The organism is Aliirhizobium cellulosilyticum (assembly GCF_014198105.1).
Lineage (GTDB): Bacteria > Pseudomonadota > Alphaproteobacteria > Rhizobiales > Rhizobiaceae > Neorhizobium > Neorhizobium cellulosilyticum.
Window position 1 is genome coordinate 279,368 of the sequence record NZ_JACIGW010000001.1, and the last position, 23,218, is coordinate 302,585.

22 protein-coding genes are annotated in these 23,218 nt (G+C 59.4%); 11 read left to right on the forward strand and 11 right to left on the reverse strand.

Translation table 11 applies throughout. The features are described from left to right. Positions 1 to 14 precede the first annotated feature (14 nt). Positions 15 to 1,490, reverse strand: a complete 1,476-nt coding sequence (glgA, locus tag GGE33_RS01150; RefSeq protein WP_183820930.1) for a glycogen synthase GlgA — start codon at positions 1,488 to 1,490, stop codon at positions 15 to 17. A 375-nt stretch (positions 1,491 to 1,865) separates the two neighbouring features. After that, positions 1,866 to 2,288, reverse strand: a complete 423-nt coding sequence (locus GGE33_RS01155; RefSeq protein ID WP_246435678.1) for a DUF2934 domain-containing protein — start codon at positions 2,286 to 2,288, stop codon at positions 1,866 to 1,868. 39 nt (positions 2,289 to 2,327) lie between these two features. Here GGE33_RS01155 and GGE33_RS01160 point away from each other — a divergent pair, with 39 nt between their 5' ends. Continuing rightward, a complete protein-coding gene (locus GGE33_RS01160; RefSeq protein WP_183820931.1) occupies positions 2,328 to 2,681 on the forward strand; it encodes a hypothetical protein in 354 nt (117 codons plus the stop codon). 53 nt (positions 2,682 to 2,734) lie between these two features. Here GGE33_RS01160 and GGE33_RS01165 read toward each other — a convergent pair whose 3' ends face one another. The 3 genes from GGE33_RS01165 to GGE33_RS01175 all read right to left on the reverse strand — a co-directional run bounded on the left by GGE33_RS01165 (position 2,735) and on the right by GGE33_RS01175 (position 3,917). Then, the gene (locus GGE33_RS01165) at positions 2,735 to 3,235 is read right to left on the reverse strand and encodes a YciE/YciF ferroxidase family protein (protein WP_183820932.1); all 501 of its coding nucleotides are present in this window, start codon (positions 3,233 to 3,235) and stop codon (positions 2,735 to 2,737) included. Positions 3,236 to 3,354: 119 nt separating this feature from the next. Further along, positions 3,355 to 3,525, reverse strand: coding sequence for a hypothetical protein (locus GGE33_RS01170; protein ID WP_183685317.1), 171 nt, complete (start codon positions 3,523 to 3,525; stop codon positions 3,355 to 3,357). A gap of 185 nt (positions 3,526 to 3,710) precedes the next feature. Further along, on the reverse strand, positions 3,711 to 3,917 hold the full coding sequence (locus GGE33_RS01175; RefSeq protein WP_183820933.1) for a hypothetical protein: 207 nt from the start codon (positions 3,915 to 3,917) through the stop codon (positions 3,711 to 3,713). Between the two features lie 165 nt (positions 3,918 to 4,082). Between GGE33_RS01175 and GGE33_RS01180 the strand changes: the two genes are divergently transcribed. Continuing rightward, positions 4,083 to 4,589 carry a sigma-70 family RNA polymerase sigma factor gene (locus GGE33_RS01180; protein WP_343062176.1) on the forward strand — a complete coding sequence of 169 codons (507 nt, stop codon included), beginning with the start codon at positions 4,083 to 4,085 and terminating at the stop codon, positions 4,587 to 4,589. 30 nt (positions 4,590 to 4,619) lie between these two features. Next, positions 4,620 to 5,135 (forward strand): superoxide dismutase family protein, encoded by a 516-nt coding sequence (locus GGE33_RS01185; RefSeq protein WP_148143099.1) that lies wholly within the window; start codon positions 4,620 to 4,622, stop codon positions 5,133 to 5,135. A gap of 2 nt (positions 5,136 to 5,137) precedes the next feature. Here the strand turns inward: GGE33_RS01185 and GGE33_RS01190 are convergent, their stop codons facing one another. Continuing rightward, entirely contained in the window at positions 5,138 to 5,863 is a 726-nt protein-coding gene (locus GGE33_RS01190) for a glutathione S-transferase (protein WP_183820934.1), read from the reverse strand. 255 nt (positions 5,864 to 6,118) lie between these two features. Here GGE33_RS01190 and GGE33_RS01195 point away from each other — a divergent pair, with 255 nt between their 5' ends. Continuing rightward, entirely contained in the window at positions 6,119 to 8,461 is a 2,343-nt protein-coding gene (locus GGE33_RS01195) for a glucose/quinate/shikimate family membrane-bound PQQ-dependent dehydrogenase (RefSeq protein WP_183820935.1), read from the forward strand. 191 nt (positions 8,462 to 8,652) lie between these two features. Further along, positions 8,653 to 9,993, forward strand: coding sequence for an enoyl ACP reductase FabMG family protein (locus tag GGE33_RS01200; RefSeq protein WP_183820936.1), 1,341 nt, complete (start codon positions 8,653 to 8,655; stop codon positions 9,991 to 9,993). A gap of 97 nt (positions 9,994 to 10,090) precedes the next feature. Here GGE33_RS01200 and GGE33_RS01205 read toward each other — a convergent pair whose 3' ends face one another. The 5 genes from GGE33_RS01205 to GGE33_RS01225 all read right to left on the reverse strand — a co-directional run bounded on the left by GGE33_RS01205 (position 10,091) and on the right by GGE33_RS01225 (position 15,587). After that, entirely contained in the window at positions 10,091 to 10,912 is an 822-nt protein-coding gene (locus tag GGE33_RS01205) for a MetQ/NlpA family ABC transporter substrate-binding protein (RefSeq protein ID WP_183820937.1), read from the reverse strand. A gap of 32 nt (positions 10,913 to 10,944) precedes the next feature. After that, the gene (locus GGE33_RS01210) at positions 10,945 to 11,823 is read right to left on the reverse strand and encodes a sulfurtransferase (protein WP_183820938.1); all 879 of its coding nucleotides are present in this window, start codon (positions 11,821 to 11,823) and stop codon (positions 10,945 to 10,947) included. Between the two features lie 160 nt (positions 11,824 to 11,983). Continuing rightward, complete coding sequence (locus GGE33_RS01215; protein WP_183820939.1) at positions 11,984 to 12,277, reverse strand: BON domain-containing protein; 294 nt, start codon at positions 12,275 to 12,277, stop codon at positions 11,984 to 11,986. A 67-nt stretch (positions 12,278 to 12,344) separates the two neighbouring features. Further along, complete coding sequence (locus GGE33_RS01220) at positions 12,345 to 14,282, reverse strand: hybrid sensor histidine kinase/response regulator (protein ID WP_394353624.1); 1,938 nt, start codon at positions 14,280 to 14,282, stop codon at positions 12,345 to 12,347. A gap of 168 nt (positions 14,283 to 14,450) precedes the next feature. Beyond that, positions 14,451 to 15,587 (reverse strand): helix-turn-helix transcriptional regulator, encoded by a 1,137-nt coding sequence (locus GGE33_RS01225; RefSeq protein ID WP_183820940.1) that lies wholly within the window; start codon positions 15,585 to 15,587, stop codon positions 14,451 to 14,453. Positions 15,588 to 15,768: 181 nt separating this feature from the next. Between GGE33_RS01225 and GGE33_RS01230 the strand changes: the two genes are divergently transcribed. The 6 genes from GGE33_RS01230 (at position 15,769) to GGE33_RS01255 (ending at position 23,046) form a co-directional block, all read left to right on the forward strand. After that, positions 15,769 to 16,320, forward strand: a complete 552-nt coding sequence (locus GGE33_RS01230) for a hypothetical protein (RefSeq protein WP_246435680.1) — start codon at positions 15,769 to 15,771, stop codon at positions 16,318 to 16,320. 44 nt (positions 16,321 to 16,364) lie between these two features. Then, positions 16,365 to 16,637: a DUF4242 domain-containing protein gene (locus GGE33_RS01235; RefSeq protein ID WP_148143109.1), complete on the forward strand. Its 273-nt coding sequence runs from the start codon at positions 16,365 to 16,367 to the stop codon at positions 16,635 to 16,637. Positions 16,638 to 16,801: 164 nt separating this feature from the next. Further along, positions 16,802 to 17,404 (forward strand): TetR/AcrR family transcriptional regulator, encoded by a 603-nt coding sequence (locus tag GGE33_RS01240; protein ID WP_183820941.1) that lies wholly within the window; start codon positions 16,802 to 16,804, stop codon positions 17,402 to 17,404. Positions 17,405 to 17,463: 59 nt separating this feature from the next. Further along, the gene (locus GGE33_RS01245) at positions 17,464 to 18,627 is read left to right on the forward strand and encodes an efflux RND transporter periplasmic adaptor subunit (RefSeq protein ID WP_394353623.1); all 1,164 of its coding nucleotides are present in this window, start codon (positions 17,464 to 17,466) and stop codon (positions 18,625 to 18,627) included. Between the two features lie 28 nt (positions 18,628 to 18,655). Further along, entirely contained in the window at positions 18,656 to 21,823 is a 3,168-nt protein-coding gene (locus GGE33_RS01250) for an efflux RND transporter permease subunit (RefSeq protein WP_183820943.1), read from the forward strand. Between the two features lie 143 nt (positions 21,824 to 21,966). Then, positions 21,967 to 23,046: an enoyl-CoA hydratase/isomerase family protein gene (locus GGE33_RS01255; RefSeq protein WP_183820944.1), complete on the forward strand. Its 1,080-nt coding sequence runs from the start codon at positions 21,967 to 21,969 to the stop codon at positions 23,044 to 23,046. Positions 23,047 to 23,218: the final 172 nt, after the last annotated feature.

A 23,218-nucleotide genomic window follows, 5' to 3' on the forward strand; every position in this document is an offset into this window, starting at 1 on the left:
CGCCCGGCCCGATCTCACCAGAATTTCAGGCGTCGCAGGCCTGTGTTCGGCGAGGCTTTCTGGACGAGGCTGCGGTAGACGGCGGCATATTGCTGGCCGCTGCGCTCCCAGGAGAATTTCGTCTTCATACCCTGGTTTTGCAGCCGCGCCCACATCTTTGGCTGCTCGTAAGCATGGAGTGCACGCCTGAGCGCCAGCCGCAGGCCGTTGGTCGTTACCGGATGGAACTGGAAGCCGGTTGCCACGCGCGCGGACATGGCCGCGTCATTGGCATCGATGATGGTTTCCGAAAGTCCGCCGGTGCGCGAGACGACGGGTACGCAGCCGTAACGCAGGGCGTATAGCTGGGTCAGGCCGCAAGGTTCGAAACGCGAGGGCTGGACGATCGCGTCCGCGCCGCCCTGGACGAGATGCGCGGTCGGTTCGTCATAACCGATATGGACTGCCATGCGACCGGGATAACGTGCTGCCGTTTCCAGCAGTGCCTGTTCGATGTCGTGGTCGCCCTCACCAACGATAATGACCCTGCCCCCGTTGTGGATCACCTCGTCCGCCGTCTCGGCCAGCATGTCGATGCCCTTCTGCCACGTCATACGGCTGATCGCGGCAAAGATCGGTCCCCTGTCGTCAGGATCGAGGCCGAAACGGTCGAGAAGCGGCTGCCTGTTGTCACGCTTGCGGCGCAGGGTGGCTATGTCGAAGGTCTGAGGCAGGAATTCGTCGGTAGCCGGATCCCAGACATCAAGATCGATGCCGTTGACGATGCCGCGCAACACTTCCACTCGTTCGTTGAGCACGCCGTTGAGGCCCATGCCGAAACGCGGTGTCAGGATTTCGCGGGCATAGGTCGGGCTGACTGTGGTGATCACATCGGCCGTCTGCAGCCCACCTTTCAGGAAGCTGATATCACCGAAATATTCCAGCTGGTCGATGGAATAGGCTTCCGGCGGCAGTCCAAGCCAAGGTAGCAGATCGGCGGAATATTGCCCCTGAAAAGCGATGTTGTGAATGGTGATGACAACCGGGGTGCTGCAGCCGTTCTGGCGCATGTAAACCGAAGTCATTGCCGACTGCCAGTCATGGGTATGGACGAGGTCGGGAACCCAGCCGGGCAATGCGCCTGCGGCGATCTCGGCTGCGGCGAGTGAAAGGACGGCAAACCGCTTCCAGTTGTCCGCGTGATCCTTGCCGAATTGATCGACATAGGGGCCGCCGGGGCGGTCGTAGAGGGCAGGGGCATCGAGCACCAGAAGATCGAGACCTTCGACCGAGCCGTGTCTAAGCGTTGCCTTCTCGCCGAGAAGGTCTTCGAATTCCATCAGCGTGGTCGATTGGCCAAGCTGTTTCATCACCTTTGGATAACCGGGAATGAGCGATGTGGTTTCGATCCCGAGCGGTGCAAGCGCCTTGGGAAGCGAACCGGTTACGTCTGCCAGTCCGCCGGTCTTGATCAGCGGATAGATCTCCGACGTGACCGACAATATCTTCATCTTGGCACTTTCCCCCTGGGCCGCGACAGAATCAAAGCCTACTCGATTTCGCCGCCGGGGATAGAGGGTATTATGTGTGTCGATCGAAACATAAGCACTCATCGGCTCGTGTCCTGCAAGATCGCGTGATCGCGTTGCGATTTGTCAAAATGTGCCGGTTTTCGCATTTGAGACCGGATAGTTCCGGCGAACGGTCCCAGGCTCTGGCGAACAAACCGGTTGCTTGGCCGGTTGCATGAATGTCGGGGAGTTGCATTCGTGCCGGTTTTCGAGCCCATATCCTCATCCCATAAAAATACAAAAAGAATTGCCCGGCGACAGGGTCGCCGGTTACTGCATCATTCCGGTGTTTAAAATTGGCTCTGACGTTAGAGCCTATTCGGCGTCCGCTTTCTTGGGACGCTTCTTGGTTTGCTCCGGTTTTACCGCAGCAGCGGCAGCCGGAACCTTAGCTTTGGCGTCGGCCTTAGCGGCCGTCGTAGGCTTGTCCGTCTTCTTTTCCGCTTTGGGGGCGGCAGTCTTGGTCGTTTTCGTGGCTGTCGTCTTTGCCGGGCCTGCCTTGGCCGGTTTAGCTTCTGCTGCCTTCGGAGCCTTTACCGCGGCGCCCTTCTTCGGCGCGTCAGTCTCCCCTGCTGTGGGCTTGAGCGTTGCATATTCCAGCTTTGCCCGCTCCCAATGCTCCATGTCCTTGCCGGAAGGATAACCCTCCTGCTCCCACAATTGATACGCTCTGTGCTTGATCCAGTTTTCCTGAGAAGCCGCCATCATCGTCTCCATTGCCCAAATCGAAAAACTCATGCACTGCAAAAAAGTTCCGAGGAAATGTTAAAAACTGCAATGTCGCGTGAAGACATTGCAATCCATCAGTTGAATTCTTCCCGAAATGCTGGAACCTTTGCGCTGTTGCTCGGTTCCGTTGTCGGGAAGGAGATGATCGTCATGCACAACTACTGCGATATAATGCCTCATGCGACCGGATGGGTCTATGTCATCGATGGCGTTCAATCCGCGTCATTCTATCACAGTTACGAATTAGCGCTTGATGCGGCCCGAACTCACCTCGCAACGCGCGGAAGACGCGATGGCCGTATCTTCAGATGCCAGGCCCTTAACGGGAATATGCTGCCAATCGACATTGCCGCCGTGATGCAGCCCCCCGGTACCGGGATAGGACCGGTTGCTTATCGTTGAACCAAGCAAAGCCCGGAGTGATCCGGGCTTTGCTTTTTCAAGCATTTGTCTCGTCACGCGGCTTTCTTCGCTGCTGCGTTGACGGCGCCTTCGGCGAGATTGGTCAGCAGTTCGTCAGTGCTGGATTCTTCCTGCAGCGTTTCATCGAGCAGCTTTGCAACATCCTTCATGCCCAACTGCAGAGCCCACGCACGAAGTGTGCCATATCGGCTGATCTCGTAGTGTTCGACCGCCTGGGCGGCGGCAAGAAGGCCGGCATCGAGAGCGGGCGTGCCCTTGAATTCGTCCAGAATTTCCTCGCCTTCCGACAATATGCCTTCGATCGCATCGCAGGTCTTGCCCTGGGCGCGTTTGCCGAGGATTTCGAAAATCTGTTTCAGCCGCTCGATCTGACCCTCGGTTTCTTCCCTGTGGGTCTGGAAAGCAGCCTTCAGTTTAGGGTCCTGAGCGCCACGCGCCATTTTCGGCAGCGCCTTCACGATCTGCCGCTCAGCGTAATAAATGTCCTTGAGGGTTTCGTAGAAAAGGTCGTCCAGCGTCTTTGACGTCGCCATCTTGGTTCTCCCTATCGATTGTCCGATTGACATTGCGGCGATCTAACTGCGGGAAGACGGCGTTAGTTCCGCGTCTGTACGGTTGCGGACAAAGAGGGAGGTGGTCTGTCCGAAAAGGCTTATCGTGCGAGCTTGTCGTTAAGCGCAGTCTGCAGCTGTCGGGCGAGGTCAAGCAGTCGATCGGGAATGTCTTCCTTCTCGATCTCCGTCAAAAGGCTTGAGACCTTGCCATTGACGCGGCGTCCCATTCTTGCCTCGCGCTCATCAACCTGAGCATTTTCCTTCGCCATTCCGACCCCTAGGTTCAGAGGCGCCGCACGCAGACCCGGCAACCGATATCCAGATGTGAAGTTTATATCAGACTTCCATACAGCAAGACCGGTCGTCCCAAAATCCCGAAAATGTCACAGATGAATACAAACGAAAATAATGGGCGGCCTACGGTGCCAGCCGCCCGTTCGGGGCATGCCCTGTCTCAATGTTTCGGCGGCTTTGGCGTGCCGGCCGGAATGGACGTCGTGCTGGTGGCAACCGGATCGCTTGCCGGGAAGGTGTCTTCCAGCCCTTCGTTCAGCTGCTCCTCCAGATCCTGCCTATTTCCTTTCTCGCGTGCGGATTTCTCGACCCGCTTCTGACTATCGTCGCGCGATGTCGTGTTCGGTGAGCCGTTGTTCATGCCCATGATCTCGTCTCCTGTGCTTGAATGGTCCCGACGATAAAAACGGGCGGCGGGTGGGCTTTGTTCCGCCACGGCAAAACAGGTCCCGAGTTTTCGGAACCAAAAGGCGAATGCATGCGTTTGCCACCCGTCAATTCAGCCCTGATGAGTAAGGAGAGGTAGGCAACGGTGTCTGACTCACAGTTGAACGGTGACCCTGCTCGTCAAGATATTGTCAGGCTTATACCGGCTCTTCGCGCATTTGCCCGCACCTTCTGCCGCAACCCCTCGGATGCGGATGATCTGGTGCAGGAAACCCTGATGAAGGCGCTCGCCAATCTCGACAAGTTCGAGCGTGGTACCAGGCTCAAGTCGTGGCTTTTCACGATCATGCGTAACACCTTCTATACACGATCCAAAATTCTCGGGCGCGAGGCGCCGGGCATAGAGGAGAATGTGTCGGGCGACACGCCGATCGCGGCTTCACAGGAAATGGCGGCGCGGGCGCGTGAAGTGCAGCGTGCGTTGCAGAAGCTTCCGCCACACTACCGCGAAGTGCTGACGCTGGTGGCGATCCTGGGAGAAAGCTACGAAGCGACGGCGGTAATCTGCGACTGCGCGGTCGGTACCGTCAAGAGCCGGCTCAATCGCGCTCGCCACCAGATCCTGCAGGAACTGGGGGAAGAGACGGGCTGACAGCCCGCCGCATAAAACCAGGAGGAAACCATGAAATATCTGCTGACTGCAGCTTTCGCAGCTGCCGCCATCACCCTGCCGAGCATGGCAATGAGCCAGGATGCTTCGAAGGCAACGGCCAGATTTATCGGCGCAGATGGCAAGGAGATCGGCAAAGCGGACCTTACCGGTACGAAAGCCGGCGTGATGATCGCCGCCGAAATCAGCGGATTGCCGGCCGGTCAGTGGGTTGCCTTCCACGTGCATCAGACAGGGACCTGCGATCATACCACCGGCCATGAATCGGCAGGCGGTCATTTCAATCCCACGAATAAGGAACACGGCTATCTTGCCGCAAACGGCCAGCATGCCGGCGACATGCCGAACCAGTATGTGCCGGCGGACGGCACGCTCAGGGCGCATGTGTTCAATACGGGTGTTACGCTGGAAGATGGTGACAGTGCTATCAAGGGCAGGGCGCTGATGATCCATGCCGGACCCGACGATTATTCCGGCCAACCTTCCGGCAACGCCGGCAAGCGCCTTGCCTGCGCGGTCATCGAATAGAATCAGCTCGTCAGGTCGAGTTCGGGATAATGACGGAAAATTCCGGACTCGCTGAAGGGAAGGCGACGTTCGGATTTCAGATAGGATGCGATATTCGGGCGTTCGGCGATCCCGTCACGAAGAGCAGATAGGTGCGGATAGTCGTTCTCCGCAGCCCCCATCGCCTTTGGAAATGCGTAGTGCAGGCCTTCCATTACCTGAAACAGCGACAGGTCGACATAGGTGAGGCCATGTCCGACGATGAAGCCTTTGCCTGCCGGATTGGTGGGAAGCATCCGTTCGAAATAGCCGAGGAATTTCGGGATGCGATCCCTGATGAAGGCGATTGAGCGGGCCTTGGCTTCCGCCTTCTGATCCTCGTAATAGTCGCCGGTGCTGATCGGATGGTGCGTATCATGGACCTCTGCGATGAAATCCGTGATCGTCAGCTGCAGCCCGTTCGTGATCAGGCGGCTCTTTTCGTCGTCAGCAACAAGCCCGAGCTTCGGGCCGAGATATAAGAGGATGTTGGCGACATGCGAGATGACCAATTCGCCATCCTTCAGGAAGGGTGGGGCGAAAGGCGTCTGGTCATGGCCGTGGCTTCCCTTGAGGAACTCCATCATCGCCTGCGTGCCGGTCGAGCTGCGGCACTTGTCGATATATTTGGCGCCGGCCTCCTCGAGGGCCAGACGGACAAATTCTCCTCGTCCCTGAATGCCGTCCCAATAATAAAGTTCATAGGGCATGCTGTCTGAAAACTCCCTCACTTCAAGAAAAGACATAGGGGTGCCATGAGGTTTTCAAGGCGGCAGTTCCGATCTGTTCGCGATGATTGGTACAATCCTCTCGCATTGAGTGTTCCAACCTCTGTCCTTTCCAACTGTTCCTCCTAATTTAACTTTTGCGCGGGGCCGGTTCGGATATTCACCGGAGGGTCAGGTCCAGGGCGCGGGCGGACAGAAGGCCTTCTGCCGCTTTATCGAGACATGACGAGGGTGCTCATGGCTATTCGGATCACGGCAATCATCATCGCGCTGATGGGGATCGCGCTTGCAGGCGGCGGGGCCTACCTGCTTTCACTCGGCGGAAGCGCCTATTATCTTCTCTGCGGACTTGGCTTTCTCATAGTCGCGGCGCTGCTTATTGCCCGCAAGCTTCTGGCGCTGCATGTCTATGCGGTGATCGTCGTTGCCTCGCTCGTCTGGGCGATATGGGAGGTTGGGTTCGACTGGTGGCAGCTCGGCCCGCGCGGCGGAGTGATCATTCTGCTGGGCATGTGGCTGCTCACGCCGTGGATCCGCCGTCCGCTCGGCTTCATCAGCCCGACGGGCGCACGTTATGGCGCAAGCGCCAAGCCGCTTGCTCTTGCGGTATCGGCTGCTGTCGTCATTGCAGTCGTCTCGATGTTCTTCGATCCACTCGGCCAGAGCGGCGATCTGCCGGAAGAAAAGGTTGCGGCAGCGCCTGTGCTCGGCGGCAACGTGCCGGATGGCGAATGGCATCAATATGGCCGCACGCCCTATGGTCAGCGTTATTCGCCGCTCGACCAGATCAATGTCGACAATGTCGGCTCACTGCAGGAGGTCTGGCGTTACCAGACCGGTGACGTGAAGCGGCCGGATGATGTCGGCGAAACCACCTATCAGGTGACGCCGCTGAAAATCGGCAATGCGCTTTATCTCTGCACGCCGCATAATCTGGCGATCGCGCTCGATGCCGCGACCGGCAAACAGATCTGGAAATATGACGCCAATTCCGGGATGAACCCGGACCGGCAGCACCAGACCTGCCGCGGCGTCAGCTATTACAGGGATCAGGCGGCCGCCGCCGGAGCGCCTTGCGCCGAGCGCGTCTACCTGCCGACGGCCGATGCAAGGCTGATCGCGCTCGATGCGAAGAACGGGGAGGTCTGCACATCCTTTGCCGACGGCGGCACGTTGCATCTCGAAAAGGGGATGAAGTACAATCCGGCCGGTTATTATTACTCGACATCGCCGCCGGCGATCGTCGGCAACAAGATCATCATCGGCGGGGCGGTCAACGACAACTATTCGACTGAGGAACAGTCGGGTGTCATCCGTGCCTTCGACGTCAATTCCGGGCAGCTGATCTGGAACTGGGATTCGGGCAATCCAGGCCAGACCCAGCCGTTGCCGGAAGGGCAGACCTATACGACCAACTCGCCGAACAGCTGGTCGGTCTTCTCGGTCGATGAGGAACTCGGTCTCGTCTACATCCCGCTCGGCAACCAGGTGCCGGACCAGCTCGGCATGGGACGTTCGGAAAACGTCGAGAAATACTCGTCGTCGATCGTGGCGCTGGACATTAATACCGGTGCAGACAAGTGGGTGCGCCAGACGGTGCATCACGATCTGTGGGACATGGACGTGCCGGCCCAGCCGGTGCTGATCAATATAACCAAGCCGGACAATACCGTCGTTCCGGCGCTGGTCGGCCCCACCAAGCAGGGTGATATTTATGTGCTCGACCGTCGCAGCGGCGAGCCGATCATTCCCGTCACCGAGCAGCCGGCGCCGGGCGGCACGATCCCCGAGGATCACGCTTCGCCGACACAGCCGATCTCGGCGCTGAATTTCCGGCCGCGCACGCTGGAAGGCCGGGACATGTGGGGCGTCACCATGTTCGACCAGATGGTGTGCCGCATCCGGCTGGAGCAGATGAACTATGAGGGACAGTACACTCCGCCGTCGCTCAACGGCACGATCGTCTATCCCGGTAATTTCGGAACGTTCAACTGGGGTTCGGTCGCGGTCGATCCCGAGCGGATGGTGATGTTCGGCATGCCGACCTATCTCGCTTTTACTTCGAAACTGGTGCCGCGTGCCGACATTCCGCCGAAGGGGCAGGACGAAAAGGGATCGGAGCAGGGGCTGAACCGCAATGACGGCGCACCCTATGGCGTGTTCATGGGGCCGTTCCTCGGACCGCTGAAAATCCCCTGCCAGGCGCCGCCATGGGGTTATGTTGCCGGTGCCGACCTGCGCACCGGAGAGATCGCCTACAAGCATCGCAACGGCACCGTCATGGACATGACGCCCCTGCCTCTGCCGTTGAAGGTGGGGGTGCCGGGGATCGGCGGGCCGATGATCACCAAGGGCGGCGTCGCTTTCCTCGGTGCTGCTGTGGATGATTACCTGCGGGCCTATAACCTGACCAATGGCCGGCAGCTTTGGGAAGCCCGGTTGCCGGCAGGCGGGCAGGCGACGCCGATGACCTATGCGGTGGAGGACGGTCGCCAGTTCGTCGTCATCGTTGCCGGTGGTCACGGGTCGGTCGGGACGACACCGGGCGATTACGTGATCGCCTATGCGCTGCCGAGATAAGCCAATGTGGCTGCGGCGAGATTTGTCGCAGCCATCGCCCTTTTCACGCACGCTAACTTAGGCGTTGTTCACGCTTTGAAATGTACAGTCACTTAATATGACTTCCTATTCCGTGCCATTCCGGTCATGAGACTGTCGACACCCTTTCCGAGTGACGACTCGAAGACCAATTTGACTAAAGAGCTGACAGCATGAAGAACCCAGTCGCAGTAAATCGCCTCGCAGAGAACACCGTCTTTCGTAAGGGCGACGTTTTCGTTCTCTTCGGCGAATTGTTCGGTCGCGGATATGCAACCGGCCTTCTCGACGAAGCAAAGCGGGCCGGCATGACGATCGTCGGTGTGACGGTCGGACGGCGCGACGAGAACAACGCGCTTCGCCCGCTCAACGCCGAAGAACTTAGCGAAGCCGAAGCGCGTCTGGGCGGCAAGATCATCAACATCCCGGTCATGGCAGGCTTTGACCTCGATGCGCCCGAGGGCGGCCCGACGCCGACCGAGCTGTTGACCAAGCTGACGCTGGAAAACTGGCAGACAGAAAAGCTCGACTGGGATTATATCCAGAAGTGCCGGGACGCAGGTACCGCACGGTTCAAGAATGCTGTTTCCGAAGTCATGACCGTTCTCGACGGCATGATCGGCGAAGGCCGCAACGTCTTCTTCGCCCACACGATGGCCGGCGGCATTCCGAAGGCGAAGGTTTTCCTCGTCATCGCCAACCGCATCTACAAGGGCACAGCTGCTCGTCACATGTCTTCGCAGGCGCTGATCGAAAGCGATCTGGGCAAGCTCATCCTGCAGAATTTTGACGAAGTTTCCGCCATCACCTTCCAGCATCTGATCGATGCCAGCGCCGCGATCCGTGCGCGCGTCGAGGCTGCCGGCAACCAGGTTCGTTACACGGCCTATGGTTACCACGGCACCGCAGTGCTGATCGACGGCGATTATCGTTGGCAGACCTACACGAACTACACCCAGGGCTATGCCAAGATGCGTCTCGAAGGCATCGCGGAAAAGGCCTGGGGTGCAGGCATCAAGGCCAGCGTCTACAATTGCCCCGAAATCCGCACCAATTCTTCCGACGTCTTTACCGGTATCGAGCTTCCGCTGATCCCGCTGCTTCTGGCGCTGAAGAAGGAAAATGGCGGTGCATGGGCTGAAAGCCAGTGGCAGGCCTGCGAGAAGCTTCTGAAGGACGAGTTCTCGATGAAGGATGTTCTGCAGAAGATCACCGACATGCAGGGCAGCGCCGTGATGCGTCCGTTCTACGATTTCTCGGCATGGCCGATGGCCAACAGCCAGGAACAGGCTGACCTCACCATCTCGACGTCGAACGAGATTTCCCAGATGCACCGCGACGGCAAGGCTCTGATCAGCGATCTGCTGAGCGTCTTCGTGGTGGAAGCCACCGGCAAGCTCATCTTTGCCGAATCCTCCGAGCCGACCGGCCCGGTCCAGTGGCTCAACCACGACATCGTCGCCCGCCGCCTGAATGCGTCGCATGCCGAGGCTGCCGCGGAAGTTGCTGCCTGAGGCATTTTCAGCCCTGCCTGAAAGCAGGGCTGTTGGATTTCGATATTGGATCAAGGGTGCGGCGGTTTTCGTCGCACCCTTTTTTGTTGGGCTTTTATCAGTCCCAGGCAGGGACGGTCAGATCGCCAAAATGCTTCTTGAGGATGGCGCGAACCTCAGGCGAGTTCTGGTATGTCCTGACGAATTCCTGAACGCTTTTGTTGGCCTCATCTTCCTTTCGAACGAAGAAACGCAGGGCGTAGCGGGTCTGCACGCCGTCGAAGACGAGAGCCGAATTCGGATCGACACCGAACAGTCCCATGCCGGACGGATATCCCTGGCCGAGATCGACATCATCGAGCGCACGCGGGATCTGCTGGTTCGGCAGTTCGATAATGTCCAGCTTCTTCGGGTTCTCGACGATATCGGCCGGAATGGCTGCCGATGTCAGGCCATCCTTGAGCTTGATCAGGCCGATCGACTGCAGCAGTTCGAGTGCCCGGCCGCCGTTGACCGGATCGTCGGAGATCGCCACTTTCGCGCCTTCCGGCAGTTCTTCGATCGACTTGTATTTCTTTGAATAGAGGCCGAGCTTGGTCAGTGTGCCGACGCCCACCGAGACGAAATCGTAACCGGCCTTCTTGGCGTTCTGGTCGAGAAACGGCTGGTGCTGGAAATAGTTGACGTCGATCTCCTTCGATTTCAGCGCCTCGTTGGGAACGACCCAATCGGTGAACTCGATGACCTCAACCTTCAATCCTTTTTCGGCAGCTTCCTTGGCTGCCTGATTGACGGCATCTGCCGAAAGCCCGGCATTTATGCCGATCCTGATCGGGGCAAGTTCTTCAGCCTGGGCAAATGTGGGGGAAGAAATGCCGGCCAGCAGGGTGAGGCCAAGCACGGACAGGATCGCGCTGCGGCGTCCGAAAGGGAGTTTCATGATCAAATTCTTTCCTGTTTTTGAAATGTCGTTCAGCCGGTGACGAGTGGACGATCAGGGTCCGAGGACCAGTCCAGCAGCGAGCCGTCGTAGACAACGGAGCGCGTGCCTGCGCCGCTCAGCGTGCGGGCAAAAACGACGTTGCTGGCTGCGACGCCCGCGCCGCAATAGGCGATCAGCGGCGCATCTGGTTTCACACCTGCATCGGCAAATATCTTTTCGATCTGTTGTTGAGAGAGGTAGAGGCCGGTGTCGGGGTCGACGAGAGAAGATGTCGGGACATTGACGCTGCCGGGAATGCGCCCCGGTCGACCATAGGCAATCGGTGCCTCGCCGCGGAAGGAGTCGGCGCCAAGGGCGTTGACCAGAGCCTCGTCTTCCGTGCGGGCGACCACCTCGTCGCTTGCTACGAAGAAACCGGGTCGATAGGTCCAGCTGAAGGGTTTCGAGGCTGCAGGCCGGGCCTTTGCGGCGCCGGTTTCAACCGGCAGGCCGGCATTGGTCCATGCCTTCCAGCCACCATTCAGCACGGCGGCGTTTTCGAAACCGAAGGCACGAAGCATCAGCCAGACGCGTGCCGCCCAGCCGGGCTGGCCGGTGGAATAGAGGATGACGCGGCTTTCTGCTCCAATCCCGAGCCTGTTCAGGGCATTGCCGAATTGTTCTGCCGAGGGGAGGGTGAAAAGCAGATGGTCGGAGGGCGTGGAAAGGTCGCGCTCAAGATCGACGAATTGTGCGCCGGGGATATGGCCCGCTTCGAATGCCCCGCGGCCGTCGGCGACTGCAAAGCCGCTACCGCTATCTGCGGGGATGACTGTCGAGGTGCAATCGAGGATGACGAGGTTTGGGTCATCCAGTCGTGCGCTGATTTCCTTGATCGAGGCAAGGTTTTTTGGGTTTTGGTAAGTCATGACAATTCTTAGGTTTTTGCTGAAATTGTCATGAGTCTTACACAGCCGTTATGAGGCTTGCGGCGATGCCTGTTCCAAAAAACCGGGCGATTTTAGAAAAAGCGTTGCCGTCCCTCGCGATCACCTCAATACTGAGGATCGAGAGGTATGGCGGTGAATATCAGATGCCGCGCTGAACCTGATCGAGGCCGGTCACTGCGATGTCATTCCTGACCTCGGTGACACCCTCGATACTACGAGCGATTTCCTCCGCGCGGGCAAGCTCTTCCTGTCTGAGGACGGAGCCTGAAAGCGTGATGGCCGTGCCGCTTGCGGTTACCATGACATCGCTTGCATCGATGCCGCCGGATGAGGCGAGGGCGTCGGAAACGGCTGCTTCCAGCGTTGCCCGGCCGGGAAACTCAACCTCGATTTCCGGCGGCGCCTCGTAGAATTGCTGATGCTTAAAGACCATGTCGATGCCTCCCGTGTTGGAACGGGGAGACAACGCATGGCGTGGTGAATGGTTCAGCGTTGATTTGTCAGGCGCCGGTGCCTGTCACCGTGCCGATCATTTCGCTCAACTGCTGTTGCGAGAAAGGTTTGGGCAGTCGGGGCAGGTGGCTGCCACTGCCGTCGGGCAGTTCGGCATAACCGGTGGCAAGCACGACGGGCAGGCCCGGCCATTCTGTGGCGATCTCGGCGGCGAGTTGCGCGCCAGTCATTTTCGGCATGGAATGGTCGGTAATGACGAGATCGATGCGATTGTCTTCCTGCCTCAATGCCGACAGCGCCTCCGGGCCGCTATAGGCCTCGATCACCTGGTGGCCGAGATCTTCCAGCATCAGGGTCGTGTTCATCAGTACGAGCGCATCGTCGTCGACGGCAAGCACGATAAGCGGGCGATCGCCGAGCTTTTCGCCGTTGCCCGGGGCTTGCGCCTTTTCCTTGGGGCAATCCTCTTCATCAATCGTCGGCAGGAAGAGCGACACGGCGGTGCCTTCATGCCTGACGCTTTCGATCGAGAGCATGCCGCCCGATTGTTCCGTCAGTCCCTGAACCATCGACAATCCCAATCCTGTTCCCTTGCCGACACCCTTTGTGGTGAAGAAGGGGGTCGTCGCGCGCGCGACCGTCTCGGGATCCATGCCCTCGCCGGTATCGCGGACGCATATACGCAGATAGTCACCGCTGCGGAGTTTTCCACCCTCTTCGCCAATTTGGTGACGTTCCGCGCTGATCGTCACCGTTCCGCCTTCGCCCATCGCATCGCGGGCATTGACCACGAGATTGAGCAGGGCGGTTTCGAGCTGCACGCCGTCGGTGAGGACATGTGGCAGGTTCGGTGGGAAGCGGGTTTCGATACGCATCGATGAACGCAGCGAGCGTTCGAGAAAGTCCATCATGCCGGCGACCAGCGACTGTACGTCGACCGGGCGCATGTTCAATTCCTGCCGGCGGGAAAAGGCGAGCATGCGCTGCGTCAGGGCCGCGCCGCGTTCCGCACCCTGAAGCGCATTGTCTATCAGCGGGCGAAGGGTCGGGTCGTCGGGCATGCGCTTGCGCAGGATTTCGAGACTGCCCATGATCGCCATCAGCAGGTTGTTGAAATCGTGGGCGATACCGCCGGTCAGCTGGCCGATCGCCTCCATCTTCTGCGCCTGGAACAGGTCTTCACGGGTCTTGGTCAGCGCCTTTTGCGCCTCGACCTTTTCCGTCACGTCGCGGGTGATCTTGGCAAAGCCGATCAGATTTCCGCTTTCATCACGGATGGCATCAATGACGACATGGGCCCAGAAAGTGGTGCCGTCATTGCGTTGGCGCAGCCCCTCCCGCTCGACCCTGCCGACACGGCGGGCGATATCGAGATTGCGCTCGGGCTCACCCTTCCCCTGGTCCTCGTCGGTATAGAAGTGGGAAAAATGCCTGCCGATCGCTTCGTCAGCGGTATATCCCTTGATGCGCGCGGCGCCGGCATTCCAGTTGGTGACGAAGCCATCGGGATCGAGCATGTAAAGTGCATAGTCGCTGACGCCGTTGACAAGCAGCTGGAATTTTTCCTCGCTGAGCCGCAGCTCCGCTTCCGCTTTCTTTCGCTCCGTCAGGTCACGCGTCACCTTGGCGAAACCCAGAAGGTGGCCATTACGGTCCCAGATCGGATCGATGATGGCATGAGCCCAGAAGCGGGTGCCGTCCTTGCGAATGCGCCAGCCTTCGCTTTCGTAATGACCGTGGGCTACCGCGGCTTCAATGGCTTGCTCCGGCAGACGGTCGAGGCGGTCCTCATTGGTGTAGAAGCGGGAGAAATGGTGGCCGAGGATTTCGGCCGCCTCATAACCCTTAAAACGCTGTGCGCCGGCATTCCAGCTTACGACATGGCCGGATGGATCGAGCATGTAGATGGCATAGTCCGAGATTGCATCCACCAGCAGCCGATAGCGCTCCTGGTCGAGCAGTGAAACGTCGTGACTTTCCATCATTGCATGCATGTTCCCCCCGAAGCCGCACTCTCTCGCGGCTGGGCGCTATCCAACGCACAAACCGAAATTTCGTTCCCGCGGATTTTCTCAATTTACGCTGTATCTTGCTGATACCACTTTATCCGATAGCCTGCCAGAAAAACGGCCATTAACTTGAACAACTCATTACTAAACGTTTCTTTGTACTGGCGGCGTCAATTCCCGTATCAGTTGCTGAAGGCTGCGCTGATCTGAAGCGCCCGTCTTATCGTAGACCGCGCCCAACTGGGATTTGACCGTTCCATCGGAGATGCCCTGCGCTTCGGCAATCTGGTTGCGTGTCAGGCCTTCGGCGACATAGCCCACGACACGACGTTCGGCCGGGGTTAGTGCAAAAAGTGCCGCGACGGCTTCCAGTGCTGTCTGTGTCACGGTTCCGGCGGCAGCTACGAAAATTGCGGCGGCGGCATTGCGCTCGTATCCACCGCCCTCTCGTCGGCGCTGGAGAGGCAGGACATGCGCAACTGCCGGCCTGTCGCTCGAGCCAAGCGGAACATCGATGCCGGCGGCGCCGAGCCTGATCTCATCGCGCGCACCAAGCAAGACAGCGGTCGATAATGCGTTGCAGGCATACTCATTCAGGCAGGTCAATTTGCCGGCATGGGCGCGCAGGACATGTTGTTCGCGCAGTCTTGCTTCAGCAGTCTCGTTGGCGAAAACGATCGACATGTCATCGGCAACGATGAAGACCGCATGGTCGAGCGCGTTGATCACCTGGCGAAGAACGGCGCTCTTATCCCGCTCGATCTCCAACATGTCATGGATCGTTACCGCCCGCCTGATATGCGGGCCGAGCAGGCCAAGGAGATTGAAGATCGCCGGATCCTTCGGTTGATATTTGACCGAAATGTTGATCGTACCGACGCGTTGCGGGCGTTTCAGGATCGCCATGTCGATCGAGTTCAAAACGCCGTAGCGGGAATGGAAATTGCGATAGAGATCGCCGCGCTGCCAGACGTCTTCGCCGTCCGGGCCGTAAAGTGCGAACATCCGCTCCAGCGTATCCGGTTCGTCGAGTTCCATCCGGTGCAGCAGATGGAAGAAGGGCACATCCTTCGCATATCGAATGAGGGTGCGTATGGCTTCCTCGTCATCGCAGGCGATTTGCGCAAGGCTTGCGGATCGGGTCTGCGTGTCAAAGACTGCAATGGTCGTCAGAAAGCCGTCAATCCTTTCGTTGATCAGGCGCATGGCATTGGGCCACGACGCCTCGCTGGCAACGCAGTCGTAAATCGCGCCGATGATTTCAGACAGTTTCTGGTCCATGCAATGATCCTGCGCCTGCCGTGCCATGGCGGTCAATCTTGACAATCTGCAATTGTGATAATGTTTCGGAAAATATTGTTCATCCCCCGCACGGGAGATGCGCGGAGCGCCGTCTTTCCTAGAAATTGCGCCGGCCGGACGGGAGTTCCGGCATCAAGCACATTTTTTGGAGATGACACGCATGACGCGAATAAAAACGTTGTTGGCAATGCTTCTCGTATCTGCCGCCTTGCCGGCGGTGGCTGTTGCGGGCGGCGGCCTGCCCGACAAGGTGCGGGAGGCAAATGCCCGGTTCAAGGATGTGAAACAGGCGGTGAAGGAAGGCTATTCGCCCATTCCCTGCACGAGTGGCGTGGATGGCGGGGCGATGGGCATTCATTATGTCAATGCCGAGCTGATCAAGGACGAGGCTATCGATCTCTCCAGGCCAGAGGCCGTGATGTACGAGCCGGACACGCATGGCCGTATGGAATTGGTGGCGGTGGAATATATCACGACCAAAGGTCCGGCCAATCTGGAGGGGCAGTTGTTCAGCCTGACCGGAGCGCCCAATCGATACGGACTGCCGGCTTTCTACGAGCTGCATGTCTGGGCCTGGCGCAAAAACCCCAAGGGCACGTTTGCCGACTTCAATCCGAATGTCAGCTGCGAGCACGCTCATGCCCAGGCAGAGACGCCCGGGCCGGCAAAAAGGCAGGCACTGCTGTCGACCGCTGCCGGTCACGTCCAGTAATTGCGCCAGACAGGCGTCTCATTATTCCATCAAGGAGAATTCCTATGCCTCAGTTCGTTATCGAGCGAAACATTCCTGGTCTTGGAGACATGGACCAGCAGACACTGAAGGAAATTTCGGCCAAGTCGAACGCGGTCGTCGATGGGCTGGGTGAGCCCTATACCTGGATCACCAGCTATGTGACGGGCGACAAGATGTATTGCGTCCACGAGGCCGAAAGCGCCGAGGCGATCTATCGTCACGCCAGAGAGGGCGGGTTCCCTGCGGACCGCGTGACGGAGATCACCGGCCTCATCGGACCGCATTCGGGCCGGTGAGCGCGGTGGAGGGCGGCCGGCGAGGGGGGCCGCCCTCCACTTATTCAATCCGACTTTCTCCTGCAGCCAGAGGTTTTGCCGCCTGCGCCAATGTTGACAGTTTTCCTTTTATGAATTACGACTGACGAAAATTAAAATTCGTCAGTCGTAATTTGTGAGGGCTTATGGATAGTGCCGAAATGCAGGCCGAAGCCGTGCGTCAGGAAAACATCACCCGGATTCTCGATGCGGCCGAGCGGCTGTTCAAGCACTACGGTTATTCGAAGACGACTGTTGCCGACATCGCCAAGGATCTGGGGATGTCGCCGGCAAACATCTATCGGTTCTTCTCGTCCAAGTCTGAAATTCACCGGGCGCTGGCTGACAGGCTGTTGAATTCCGGCCGTGCGGTCGCGCTTGAAAATGCCGCGCGGCCTGTGAGTGCCGCAGAGCGAATACGCGACCATTTCCTGCAGCAGCACGCCATCACGGTGGAGACCCTGCTGCATGAGAACAAGGTGCACGAGATGGTAATCGTCGCCATTCAGGAGCAGTGGTCGGTGATCGAGGACCACATCATGCAGATGCGCGCGATCGTTGCCGGCATCATCCGCGAGGGTATTGTCGCCGGTGAGTTTCGCGCTCAAGATGCAGACGCTGCCGCGGAATGTCTTTGTGATAGTACGGTGACCCTCTGTCACCCGCAGATCATCGCTGAATGCCTGATCGAGAACCGTCGCACGACGCCGGCCGATCTAGTCGATTTCGCCATCAGGGCGCTGAAATAGAAACACCTCGAAATCAATAGCCGGTGTCTTGAGGGCACCTTCTTCAATCGCCACCGGGAGTGGGGGCCATGTCCGTGATCCAAATTCGACGTTCTTGCGTTTTCGCAAAAGGGCTGCTTGTCGCAGTCGCTCTCAGCGCCCTTACGGCCTGCTCGGAAGAGAAAAAGGTTGAGGCACCTGATCCCGTCCGACCGGTGAAGGTCGTCGAGATCGGTGGACCGGAGATCGGCCGCAGCCTCGTCTATTCCGGTTCCGTACGTGCCCGCACCGAGATGAACCTCGGCTTTCGCGTTGCCGGCAAGATCACCGAGCGCCTTGTCGATGTGGGTGACCGGGTTGAGCCCGGCACCATTCTCGCAAGGCTTGATGCGGTCGATTACCAGCTTTCGGTCCGTCGTGCAGATGCCGATCTTACCTCGGCGCACAAGCAGGTTGAGATTACCGGGCTTGCCCGCAAGCGCGCCGAAACGCTGGCGGAAAAGAGCGTGACCTCGCAATCGCAGCTCGAACAGGCGCAACTTGCCGCCGATCAGGCGCAATCACAGCTGCAATCGGCTGAATCGGCGCTCGAAGAAGCGCAGAACCAGGTTGCCTATACCGAGCTGAAGGCAACGCAGAACGGCATCGTGACGACTGTCAGCGCTGATGTCGGCCAGGTTGTCAGCGCCGGAACGACGGTGGTTGCCGTTGCCGTCGATGGCGAGAAGGAAGTGCAGATTGCGGTGCCGGAAACGGATATCGTGCATTTCAAGCCGGGCAAGGCGGTCAAGGCCAGCTTCTGGTCGGCAAGGGATCTGGTGCTTGAGGGCAAGGTTCGCGAAGTTGCCGGCAGCGCCGATGCGCAGTCCCGTACCTTTGCCGTCCGCGTCAGCCTTCCAGCCGACGACCGTGTGCTGATCGGCATGACGGCAACGATCGATGCGGTCGAGGACAATGTGGTGCCGACCTTCGGCGTGCCGCTCTCAGCGCTTGCCCAGAAGGACGGCAAGCCGGTTGTCTGGATCGTCGAGCGCGACAAGGGCGAGGTCAGTTCCCGCGCCGTCAAGGTCGCCGGTTATGGCGACAGTGTCGCCCGCATCTCGGAAGGGCTTGCCAAGGGTGACCTCGTGGTCTCTGCCGGTACCCAGTTCATGCGGGACGGGTTGAAGGTCAAACTGCCCGAGACGGTTGCGTCACGCTTCGGCAGCGTCTCCAGCCAGTCCACTGCTTCGATACAGCCTTAATCGCCCTGCGCTGAAAAGGACAACCCCAATGAGTTCTTCCAATCAGGCACATCCGCAGCAAAAGGGCGGTTTCAACCTGTCGCGCTGGGCGATCGGCCATCCGAGCATCGCGCGCTTCCTGTTCGGCCTCATCATCGTCATGGGTGCACTCGGCATCATGAACATGGGGCAGAAGGAAGATCCCGACTTCACCTTCCGCGTCATGGTGGTGCAGAGTGCCTGGCCGGGCGCCTCGGTCGACGAGATGCAGAACCAGGTGGTCAACAAGATCGAGCGCAAGCTGCAGGAAACTCCGCATCTCGACTGGATCAAGTCCGATACGCGCGCCGGTTTTTCGATCTCGACCATCCAGGTCAAGGGCGATACGAATGCGCAGGACGTGGCAGACGCCTTCTACCAGGTGCGTAAGAAGATCAGCGACATCAAGCAGGACCTGCCGACCGGGCTGCGCGGCCCCTATTTCAACGACGAATTCGGTGACACCTATATCACCCTGCATGCAATTACCGGCGACGGTTACGGTTATCCGGAGCTGAAGAAGTTCGCCATCCAGGCGCGTGACATGCTGCTTACCGTGCCGGGTGTCGAAAAGGCGACCATTCTCGGCGACCAGCCGCAGAAGATCTTCATCGACGTTTCCTCGAAGGCGCTTGCCGAGCGTGGCCTGACCGTCACCGACATCCAGACGGCACTCGCCGGCCAGAACGATATCGATGCATCCGGCAGCGTCCAGACCGCCGACCGTTCGGTGCGCATCTCTGTCGAGGGCGGCGTGACGACGCCGGAGGATATTCGCGAGCTGAGGATCAAGACCGGCAACCAGGTCATCCGGCTTGGCGATATCGCCACCGTCAAGGACGGGCTGGTCGATCCCTATGAGCGCAAGTTCCGCTTCAATGGACATGACAGCGTGCAGCTGGGCATCGTCATGGCGAACGGCTTCAAGGTGACGGATGTCGGCCACAACGTCGAGGCAATGTACGAGCGGTTTGCCGAAACGCTGCCGATCGGTGCCGAAGTGCACCAGATTTCCAACCAGCCGGAAGTGGTGACCGAAGCTGTCGGCGAATTTACCCAGGCGCTGATGGAGGCGCTGGCGATCGTTCTCGTCGTATCGCTGATCTCGATCGGCTGGCGCTCGGGCATCGTGATCGCGATCGCCATTCCGCTGGTGCTCGCAGCAACGCTCGCCATCATGTATTATCTCGGCATCGAGCTGCAGCGTATCTCGCTCGGCGCGCTGATCATTGCGCTAGGCCTGCTTGTCGACGACGCGATGATCGTGGTCGAGATGATGGAGCGGAAGCTGGAAGAGGGGCTTCCGCGGCTCGAGGCTGCGACCTTCGCCTATTCCTCCACCGCCTTCCCAATGCTGACCGGCACGCTGATCACCACTGCGGGCTTCATTCCGGTAGGCTTCGCGGATTCGACCGCTGGTGAATATGTCCGCTCGCTGTTCTATGTGGTCGGCATCGCGCTGGTCGTGTCGTGGTTCGTGGCAGTCTACTTCACGCCTTGGCTCGGCTACATGCTGTTGAAGCAGCGCGCCCATGCGGGGACAGGCCATCATCACGACGCCTATGATACGCGGATGTATCGCGGCGTGCGGCATGCGGTGACCTGGGCCGTCCGCCACAAGGCGATTATCCTTCTCTCCACGCTCGGCATCTTTGCCGGCAGCTTGTGGTCGTTCCAGTTCATTCCGCAGAGCTTCTTCCCGCAATCGTCGCGGCCGGAAATCCTGGTCGACATGTGGCTGCCGGAAGGGACCGCGATCGAGGAAGTGGAACGTCAGGCTAAGGCGCTCGAAGACAAGATCATGCCCGATCAGGACAAGACCTTCATCGCCACCTTTATCGGTGAAGGCGCACCGCGCTTCTTCCTGCCGCTCGACCAGCAGCTTCGCAACCCGAACTATGCCCAGCTGTTGATCATGTCCAAGGGGCTGGAAGAGCGCGAACGGATGATCGTCAAGTTGCGGCAGATACTGGCCGACGATTTCCCGACCGTGCGCAGCAAGGTCGACCGCCTGTTCCTCGGCCCGCCGACCGGCTGGCCTGTGCAGATGCGCGTCATCGGTCCGGACAAGGCGGAAGTGCGCCGTATCGCCGATCAGGTGAAGGAGCGTTACCACCAGAACCCGCTTTTCGGTTCGATCCACGACGACTGGATGGAGCCGGTGCCGGGCATGAAGCTGGTGATAGATCAGGACCGCGCCCGGGCGCTCGGCGTCTCGTCTCAGCGCGTGCGGCAAATGCTGCAGGCTGCAACCGCCGGTGCTCCACTTGCCGATTTCCGCGATGGCGAGGAAACAGTCTCGATCGTCCTGCGCGAACCGGATGCGACCCGCGACCTGCTCTCTGCCGTGCAGTCGGTCTATGTCCCGACCGATTTCGGTGGCTTCGTGCCGGTGTCGCAGATCGCCGAAGTCGTGCCCGTCATGGAGCAGGGGATCGAATGGCGGCGCGACCGCCTGCCGACGATCACCGTCAAGGCAACGCTGCCTGATGGTATCGAGTCGACCCAGGCATCGATCAACTTCTACAATTCCATCTCCGACCTGAGATCCGCACTTCCGGCCGGTTACAAGATCGAGATCCAGGGTGGCGCGGAGGATGCTGCCGAAAGTCAGGCATCGATTGCCGCCAAGGCGCCGATCATGCTGCTCGTCATCATGTTGCTCCTGATGATGCAGCTGAGGCATTTCGGCAAGGCGATGCTGGTGCTGGCCACCGGTCCGCTCGGCATCATCGGCGCTGCAATGGCGCTGTTGATCACCGGCGCACCCTTCGGCTTCGTGGCGATCCTCGGTGTCATCGCGTTGCTCGGCATCATCATCCGCAATTCGATCATCCTGATCGACCAGATCGACCAGGATATTGCGGCGGGCATGCATCGTCAGGAGGCGATCATCGGCGCTGCCGTGCGCCGTTTCCGGCCGATCATGCTGACCGCAATGACGGCGGTGCTGGCGCTGATCCCGATCTCCTGGGGTCTGTTCTGGGGACCGCTCGCCTATGCGATGATGGGCGGTATCATGGTCGCCACCGTGCTGACCATCCTGGTCCTGCCTGCGGGTTACGCCCTGTTCTTCGGCCGCGAGCCGAAGGTGAAGGAGGGCGAAAACGAGAAGCCGCCTGCCAATCAGGGTGATCTGTTCGAAGGTCGTCGGGATCTACCGATGGCTGCGGAATAAGAGCTTGGGCGCCGGCCTGTTCAGGCAGGCGCCCTCGCGCCGTCTATCTCGCCGATGCGGCAATCCGGTCCGATATTTTGTCTGGCCTCACCGCTTTGCCGCCCGTTATGATCGGGAACCGTCAATGACATCCTGAGGCAGGCATGAGCGACAGCGCAGTTCAGACCGACGAAATCCTTTTCGGCCGCATCGGGTCGGCGGCGATCATCAGGCTCAACAGGCCGAAGGCGCTGAACAGCCTCAACCTTGCCATGGTGCATGCTATGAAGCCGGCGATGGAGCGCTTCGCCGGAAGCCCTGAGATTTCCTGCGTTATCTTGATGGGCGAGGGCGAGCGTGGGCTTTGCGCCGGCGGTGATATCAGGGCCATCTATCAGCTCGGCAAGGCGCATGATCCGGAAGTTACCCGGTTCTGGCGCGAGGAATTTCCGATCAACTACACGATCGCGCGTTATCCCAAACCCTATGTGGCAGTGATGGACGGCATCGTCATGGGTGGCGGCGTCGGCGTCGCGTCGCATGGAAAGCACCGGATCGTTACCGAACGGACGAAGCTTGCGATGCCGGAAACCGGGATCGGTTACGTGCCCGATGTCGGTGCGACTTGGCTTTTGCCGCGTGCGCCGGGTGAGGCAGGGACGTGGATGGGTCTGACCGGCGAGGTCGTCGGTGCCGCGGACGCGATCTATGCAGGTTTCGCGGATTACCATGTGCCTTCGGAACAGCTCGGTGCGATGACAGAAGCGCTGAGCGCGCTTCGTGCCGGTGCGTCGGACGCGGATGTGGCTGCGGTGATCGGCAGGTTTTCGACTGCACCGGGAGAGAGCAGGCTTGAAGGGCAGCGGGCGCTGATCGACCGGGTTTTTTCCTTCGATACCATCGAAGAGATCCTTGCGGCATTGGACAGGGAAGAAGGCGATTTCGCCGAGTTCACGCGGGGGGTGATCGCCAAGCGTTCGCCGACAAGCCTCAAACTGACGCTGAGATTGCTGCGTGCCGGGCGGAAAAGCTCAAGCTTGGTGGAATGCCTGGAGCGGGAATTCACCGTCGCTTCGGAGCTTCTACGCAACCGCGATTTCTATGAGGGCGTGCGTGCTGCGGTGATCGACAAGGATCGCAATCCGCAATGGCAGCCTGCGACGCTTTCCGAGGTGACGGAGGCGGAGCTGGATCGGTATTTCGTCGGCGGGCATGCGCCGTTGTTTGCCGATCACCGGCTTTAGTCTTCGTGAGCCGAGCGAGACGATACGGCCGCGAACACCTATACCCACGCAGGCTCGCGCCTGCGTGGTTGAAGCGGGAATGGGGCAGGCAGTGGGTATTGGGTATTAGGTAGATCGTGGTCTGCCTGCCCCGGTCGGTTAATTTGGTCTTTTCGGGACTTGTCAGTTCCCG